At 40.5% G+C, this 7826-nt stretch carries 7 protein-coding genes; 2 read left to right on the forward strand and 5 right to left on the reverse strand.

The window, feature by feature from the left end; all coding sequences use genetic code 11:
- Positions 1-31 precede the first annotated feature (31 nt).
- The 4 genes from ftsH to B4C08_RS05010 form a co-directional block, all read right to left on the reverse strand.
- Entirely contained in the window at positions 32-2095 is a 2064-nt protein-coding gene (gene ftsH / locus B4C08_RS04995) for an ATP-dependent zinc metalloprotease FtsH (RefSeq protein WP_296663636.1), read from the reverse strand.
- 140 nt (positions 2096-2235) lie between these two features.
- Positions 2236-3147, reverse strand: a complete 912-nt coding sequence (locus B4C08_RS05000; protein ID WP_296663640.1) for a carbohydrate ABC transporter permease — start codon at positions 3145-3147, stop codon at positions 2236-2238.
- Positions 3148-3158: 11 nt separating this feature from the next.
- Positions 3159-4136, reverse strand: coding sequence for a carbohydrate ABC transporter permease (locus B4C08_RS05005; protein WP_296663643.1), 978 nt, complete (start codon positions 4134-4136; stop codon positions 3159-3161).
- Between the two features lie 163 nt (positions 4137-4299).
- Positions 4300-5631 carry a carbohydrate ABC transporter substrate-binding protein gene (locus tag B4C08_RS05010; RefSeq protein WP_296663648.1) on the reverse strand — a complete coding sequence of 444 codons (1332 nt, stop codon included), beginning with the start codon at positions 5629-5631 and terminating at the stop codon, positions 4300-4302.
- Between the two features lie 202 nt (positions 5632-5833).
- Between B4C08_RS05010 and B4C08_RS05015 the strand changes: the two genes are divergently transcribed.
- Both B4C08_RS05015 and B4C08_RS05020 read left to right on the forward strand, forming a co-directional pair.
- Complete coding sequence (locus B4C08_RS05015; RefSeq protein ID WP_296663651.1) at positions 5834-6475, forward strand: HAD family hydrolase; 642 nt, start codon at positions 5834-5836, stop codon at positions 6473-6475.
- A gap of 171 nt (positions 6476-6646) precedes the next feature.
- The gene (locus tag B4C08_RS05020; RefSeq protein ID WP_296663656.1) at positions 6647-7258 is read left to right on the forward strand and encodes an HAD family hydrolase; all 612 of its coding nucleotides are present in this window, start codon (positions 6647-6649) and stop codon (positions 7256-7258) included.
- Here B4C08_RS05020 and B4C08_RS05025 read toward each other — a convergent pair.
- On the reverse strand, positions 7255-7826 hold a 572-nt coding region (locus B4C08_RS05025), incomplete at its 5' end, for a M15 family metallopeptidase (RefSeq protein WP_296663660.1). The two genes, B4C08_RS05020 and B4C08_RS05025, sit on opposite strands and share 4 nt — an antisense overlap.

A 7826-nucleotide genomic window follows, 5' to 3' on the forward strand; every position in this document is an offset into this window, starting at 1 on the left:
AAAGCCCTGGCAATAACCAGAGCTTAATAAACTATTTTTCTTCTTTTGCAACTTTCTTGGCACGAGGCTTTCTTGGTCGTTTAGGTTTTTCTTCAGAAGAATTTTTTACAGCCGTTGCCTCAAGTTCATTGCAATGATCCTCGGCTTTTATAATTTCCTGGAATTCTTTGCCTTCCATTGTTTCCTTTTCAAGAAGACGCTGCGCAATATATTCAAGAAGATTTCCATGTTTCTTTAAAGTCTTCAGAACAAACTGATAACGTTCTTCCATAACACGGGCAATTTCCTCGTCTACATATTTCTGTGTATCTTCTGAAAATTCGCGCACAAGCTCAGGTTCCTGAGTTCCATAGCCTCTTCCGCTTTTTCCAAGAGTAACATTCTTGAATTTTTCGCTCATGCCGTAATCTGTAATCATGCGTTTGATAATATCTGTTGCACGGCTAATGTCATTTGAAGCGCCAGTGCTTATTTCACCAAAAATTATCTGCTCAGCCGCACGTCCGCCTAAAAGAACATCGACCTGTCCCATAAGTTCTTTTTTGCTGTACAAAAACTGGTCATCTTCTGAACGCTGCAAAGTATACCCCAAAGCGCCCATTCCACGCGGAATGATTGTAATTTTATGAACAGGGTCGCTTCCAGGAGTAAATGCCGCAACAAGAGCGTGTCCTGTTTCATGGTAAGCCACAATTCTGCGCTCATTTTCTTTTACAACGCGAGATTTCTTCTTAAGACCAACCAAAGTTTTTTCTATGGCTTCGTCAAAATCATCCATAAGAACAACTTTTCTTCCAGCACGAACCGCAAGAAGAGCCGCTTCGTTTACAATATTGGCTAAATCCGCACCCGCAAATCCGCTTGTAGCGTGGGCAACTGCGGAAAAATCAACGCTTGAATCTATTTTCACATTCTTTGCATGAAGCCTAAGAATTTCTTCGCGGCCCTTTACATCAGGTTTGTCCACAACAATTTGGCGGTCAAAACGGCCAGGACGCAAAAGAGCTGGATCCAAAATATCAGGGCGGTTTGTAGCAGCAAGAATTATAAGTCCCTTTTCATTATCAAATCCGTCCATTTCAACCAAAAGCTGATTCAATGTCTGCTCGCGCTCATCATTTCCGCCAAGATTATTTACACGGCTCTTGCCTATAGCATCAAGCTCATCAATAAAAATAATGCAAGGAGCCTTTTCCCGGGCAGCGCGGAACAAATCACGCACACGGCTTGCGCCAACACCAACAAACATTTCAACAAAATCAGAACCAGAAATTCTAAAAAACGGAACACCAGCCTCACCTGCAACAGCACGAGCAAGCAAAGTTTTTCCTGTTCCCGGAGGTCCTACAAGCAAAGCACCTTTTGGAATTTTTCCACCTATATCAGTATATTTTTTAGGCTGTTTCAAAAAGTCAACAAGCTCCATCAATTCTTCTTTAGCTTCGTCAACGCCTGCCACATCCTGAAAACGAGTCTTTACTTTTCCTTCATCAACAGCCTTTGACCTTCCGCCGCCGCCAAGAATAGACCCCATTCCGCCAATTCCGCCGCCCATTTTTTTGAAAATAAAGAAATACATCAAGAAAATAAAGCCAAACGGAATTATAAGATTAAGCAAAAGCTGAATAAGATAATTGTTCTGCCGCGTTACAAATTTGTAGTCCACGCCTTTTTCATCAAGGAACTCAATAAAGCCTTCCATAAGAACGCCAGAAGTTCTATAGACACCGCCGCTTTCTGTTCCAAGAGGCATTCCCATAAAACCAAAACGCGATGGCTGAGAAGTACCGGCAGAATGCGAAGCATACCCAGTAAAATAATTTTCACCAAGCTCAACACGAACAATCTGCCCCTGATCTATAAGATTCCTGAATTCAGAAAAATCAATCAAATCAGTTGGCTTGGAAGAAAACATCATGTTCACGGCTATAAGAACACCGGCAAGAACTAAAAGTATTGTCCAAAAAGGCGGACCTTTCTGAGAACCATTGCCAGAAGGCTTTTTGTCTCCCTTTTCATTGTCTATAGAAAGCTTGAAAAAATCATAAGGATCGTTTTCAGTCTGCTTCTTGTCGTCATCTTTTTTGTCGTTCATTTTTACCTCAAGTAGAAATTTTGCTATATCAGATAATATACAATATATTCAGGAACTGGGCAATTAAGAATAAGGCTTCAGCATAAAAAAAAACCGGACTGCAAGCGCAATCCGGCATAAGTTTGGCAAATTAAAAAGCCCTACTCTTTTACACCACCAGCAGTTACACCGCCAATGATATATCTTGAAAGGAAGAAATAAATCACAATCAAAGGAAGAATAGCAACAGTCATAAGTGTATAGTTAACACCCAAGTCAAACATCATGTAGTCAGCAGAACGGGCGTTTGCAATAACAATCGGAACTGTCCAAAGTTTTTTGTCGCTGATTACGAGTGCTGGAATAAAGTAGTTGTTCCATGAAGTAACGAATGCAAAGATTGCCTGAACCGCAAACGCTGGCTTGAGCATAGGACAAACAATCGCATTGAACGTATAGAACTCGTTGCTTCCGTCTACGCGAGCAGCTTCAACAATTGAATAAGGCAAAGTTGCTTCCATTGACTGGTACATATAGAAGAAAACAACAGGAGCTGCAATCGCAGGAATAACAAGAGGAATATAAGAATTCATAATTCCAAGTTTTGTAATCAACTGCAAAAATCCAAGTGTAGAAACCTGTGTTGGAACCATCATAACAGCCATGATGAACTTAAACGCGCTCTTTTTGCCTTTGAAGTTATACATATAAATTCCGTAGGCAGTCATTGCGCTAAAGTAAGTTGTAAATGCAGCTGTAAAAAGAGCAACAAGGAAGCTGTTTCCAAGTCCGCGGAAAATAGGATAGCTAGTTCCGTAAACCTTGCGTTCAACCTGCTGACCTGCAACAATATCAAACCAGCGTTCACTCTTTATAAACTGCTTAATATGAAGCCAAAGCTGAGTTCCAGGAATAGCAGAGAATCCACTCTGAATCTGCGGATGTGAACGAGTCGCATTGATAACCATGATATAGAATGGAAACAATGAAAGAATCGCCAAAAGAACCAGAACTGCATAGCAGATAAATCTTCTGGTAGAAAGCATTTTTGCCTGACTTTTTAATTTCTCCATAAAATTATCTCCTATCTTTTATTCTGGTACTTGCTCATAGTAATCTTATAAACAAGTCCACTTAAAACACCAGTAACTGCAAACAAAAGAACAGAAATAGCTCCTGCAGGTCCGTAGTTCTTGCTCTGAAGATGATTGTTAAGCTTCATAATAATAGTCATTGTGGTTCTGTCTGGAGTACCGGCAGCATTTGTCAAAATCTGCGGAACATCGAACATCTGGATACCACCAATCAAAGAAGTAATGAAAACATAAACAAAAATTGGAAGAAGCAATGGCATTGTAACCTTGAAGAATACCTGAGAAGGAGAAGCTCCATCTATGCGGGCTGCTTCAAAAAGACTGTTGTCAATTCCCATAACGCCAGCCATAAGCAAAATTGTTGTGTTTCCGTACCACATAAGGAAGTTCATTGTAGCAACCAAAGTCCTAGTCCAAGCCGTAGAAGAAAAGAAACGAATTGGTTCCATAGGTTTTTGTGTGCCGGCTGCAATAGCAGCCGCATTTGTATTGTCAACAATAGAGCGAATCATTCCGTTTACAGGACCGTTAGGCGAGAACAAAGTAAAGAACAGCATTGCGAATGTCGCGGCCATAATCAAGTTAGGCATATAAATAACTGTTTTAAAGAATCCTTGGCCTTTAAGATTGAGCTCTGTATTTGTAAACCAAACAGCAAGAAGCAAAGAGATTATAATCTGCGGAACAAATCCCATGACCCACATTATAAGTGTATTAAGGAAATATTTTCCCAAGCTGTCGCCAGCAGTAAATATCGCCTTGAAATTTTCCAAACCAATAAAAGTAGGTCCAACAGTAAGAAGTCCTACACGGTAATACTCAAACAAGCTGAAAATAAAAGTTGTCAAAAGCGGAATGAGCGAAAATATAATATAAATTACAAAGAATGGCGCAATAAAAACATATCCCCAATTATCATATTGGATGGTATGCTTTCTATTTGCACTTTTTTTAACATTATTTTTCATTAAATCCTCTCAGAAATAATAGCAACACATCATAGAGGGAAGTATTTCTATTGAAAAAAACGGGTAAAAAAAATGCCACCTTAAAAAAGGCGGCATTCTTACTTTCTGCAACCTTGAGACTGAAACCATGCAAACATGGTTTCAGTGATAAGAATTACATCAATTATTTAGACAAGTTTGGATAAAGTTCGATAACAGAAGTATAGAAGTTGTTCCAAGCCTGATCCTGTGAAACTTTTCCGTTGTAGTAGTCAGACATAGCAGCCATAAGTTTTTCTGTCATACCCTGATCGTACATAGACATGCAGCTCTTGTCGATAGAATCAGCAGAATCGATGAATACTGCCATGTGGTTCTGTCCACCCAAGAATGGGTTCTTGTAGTCAGATGCTGCAACTTCGCGCATAGCAGGAGCGTTGTTTGTGAAGTCGCCCATTTCTGTAGCGATGCGAACCATTGTGTCTTTTTCGCAAGTAAGTGTGAGCATGATGTCTTTAATCAAGTCAACATTGTCTGAACCTGCTGCACCACAAATCCAAGTTCCACCCCATGAGAATCCCATAGGTCCTTTGCAGAATGCCCAGTCGCCATAAGAACCGTTTCCAGCAACATTTCCCTTTGCAGGATCATCGAGAGTGTTAGGAGCAAGACAGAAGTCAATGAACCAAGCTGGTCCGAAGTATCCGAATACTTTTCCGTCTTTCTTTGCACCCTGGAAGCTTTCTGCTGACCAAAGGTTAGCTTTGTTGTTATAGCCCTTGTCTGTGTATGTCTTTGTCATGTCAACCCAGCGCTGAATCATCGGATCAACTTTGATTTTGTTTCCTACAACCCACTTTGTCTTTACGTTGTCAGAGAATACACGGAATGCATCATCGAATCCAGAAAGCATGAAGTATCCCTTTGCTTTTGCCTTTGCAGCAACTGAGTCGAATTTGTCCCAGTTAGCAAGAGCTTCCTGTACTTTTGCTGGATCGTCTGTTCCAAGAACAGCTTTTGCGATTGAGCGGCGATAGATAAATCCAGCCGGACAAGCCTGCCAAGAAACACCTTTGAGAACTCCTTTAGAGTCTGTCATGATGTCTTTTGTATACTTGAACTGGTTGGCCAAATCAGCCTTTGTAAGACCGATGTCTTTAACTACATCGAGAGTATATGGAGTGTCAACATACTTCAATGCATAGTCAGCTTCAACAAGGAACATATCAATCTTTTCGTCTGCTGCTGCTGAGTTCTGTGCAAGAAGAGCTTCATCAAGCTTATTCTGATAAGCATTTCCCTGGTTTGGAGTCTGGATGAAGTTTACTTTTACACCAGCTGGAACTTTTGATTTGTAGTATTTTTCAAAACGTGCTGGGAATTCATCGTTCCAAACAGCGATGTTCAATACTTTTCCGCCAGTTGTTTTACCTTTAGCCTTCTTAAACCACGGAAATGATGTTGCTGCTGACGCAACCAATGCTACTCCCAAAACTGTAGCTACTAACTTTTTCATGCAATTGCCTCCTTCATTAGTAATGCATAAACCTTTTTTCTTTCTAAGGTGATTTTTATTATAAATCAGAATTTTTGTTTTGCAACAAAAAAAAAGCAAAAAAAATCAATTTTTATAGAAACGTTTCAATAATAATTTGCGTTATTGTTAAAAAATTTGCCGCATACTTTTTATGCAGCATGAAATTCGCTATAATATAAATATGAAAAACAGCGGTTTTAACGGAATCATTTTGGACATAGACGGCACAATCTGGAACACAACAGGAATTGTCGCAGTCGCCTGGAACAAGGCAATTGAAATGTCCGGGCTAAAAGCAAAAAAAGTAAACGCTCAGATTCTTCAGCAGGAATTCGGAAAAACGATGGACACAATCGCAAACGACTTATGGCCGGAACTTGGCAAAGCGGAACAAAGCAAACTCATGTCATACTGCTGCACAGAAGAACAGATTGCAATCCGGGAAAACACATTCGACATAACATATCCCGGCGTAATTGAAACAATAAAGGAACTTTCATCTTCAGAAAACTTTTACATTGTAAGCAACTGCCAAAACGGATACATTGAGCTGACAATGGAAAAAACTGGACTTTTGCCTTTTATAAAAGACTACGAATGCTTCGGGCGCACAGGAAAATCAAAGGCAGAAAACATTCAAATTCTAATGGCAAGAAACGGAATGACTTCCGCAGTTTACATCGGCGACACACAAGGAGATGCAGACGCTTGCGCTCAGGCTGGAATTCCCTTTATCTGGGCTTCCTACGGATTCGGAAAAGCTTCAAAATACATAGAAAAACTTGAAAACTTTTGCGACTTAAAAAAAATATTTTCAGAATGAAAGAGGTAATATCAATTAAAAAATATCTACTAAACTGTCATTCCCGTGCTTGACATGGAAATCTTATGAAAATTTATGACAGATTATCAATCGAGTTTCTTTCAGAAACATCGTAGGGTCAAGCCCGATAATGACATTTGACCTAAAATATATTTTTCATTTGGAGGAAAAATGCTTTACATTTTTGACATGGGTGGCGTTGTAACAAACTCCGCAGTTTTAGACGACAAATTGTGCAAGGTTCTTGGAATTTCAGTTGAAGAATTTGAAAAAATCTGCGGAAAAAAAACAGACGGCGCAAACAAAGGCCAGCTTGAAAGCCTAGGATTGTTCAGTCTTTGCTCCGACGGAATAATCGATACAAACGAGTTTTGGGCGGAATTTTCAAAGAGAAGCGGAATTGCCGTAAAAACAGACTGGTTCAGGTGGCTTTTTCATCCTGTAAGAAACGAAAAAACTGTGGCAATTGTAAAGGCATTGCGTTCAGAAGGAAACAGAGTTGTGTGCGGAACAAATACAGTTTCTGCGCATTACTTTAACCACCTTGAGCGCGGAGACTATGCGATTTTTGACCAGACATACAGTTCATGCTATATGGGAGTTTCAAAGCCGGACACAAATTTCTGGAAAATAATTCTTGAAGCAGAAAATGTTACTGCAAAAGATGCCGTGTTCATTGACGACAGAAAGGACAACTGCGAAGCCGCCGCTTCAATTGGAATACACGCAATCCAATTTACAACAGCGGAAGAAATCGCAGAACTTTTGGGCGTAAAAATTTAACTCATGCTTTTCCAGCAGTCTATAAATTCAAGCATGAACTGCTGGATTCCGCCGAACCACTTCTGCTGAAAACGGCAGGCGTTTTTTCCTATGTAGCGGAAGTGCCAGCATTCCCAGCGGTAGCCGGTAACATCTTCATATCCTTTTGGAAACGAAAGAGACCAGCCGTAATCCGCGGCGTTTTTATAGACCCATTGCCCCATTTGAGTCTTGTCAAAGTCGTCAGAAATCGAGCCGAAATCAACTGCTGTTCCAAGCTGATGCTGGCTTGTTCCCGCTCTCGCGCTTTCTCGTTCAGCCTGTTCAAGTCCGTCCACGCTTACCCAGTAGTTAAAAAGATTTTCCTGATAAGAATAAGAGCGGTAGGCGGAGCTTACCAAAAGCCTGATTCCGTCATTTAACGCGGCCTGCGCCATTTCATTCAAAGCGGAATAAGCTTCCGGTCGGATTTTCATTCCGGCTTTGTTCAGGTCAAAGAGGCTGTTCTTTTCCAAAGAAACCAAGTCTTTCGGCACGTAGGAGGAAGACGCGGCGTGCTTTTTGTCAATTAAAAAGAAAAGGCTTTTGT

Source organism: Treponema sp. UBA753 (genome assembly GCF_002297325.1).
In the GTDB taxonomy this organism is placed as follows: domain Bacteria; phylum Spirochaetota; class Spirochaetia; order Treponematales; family Treponemataceae; genus Treponema_D.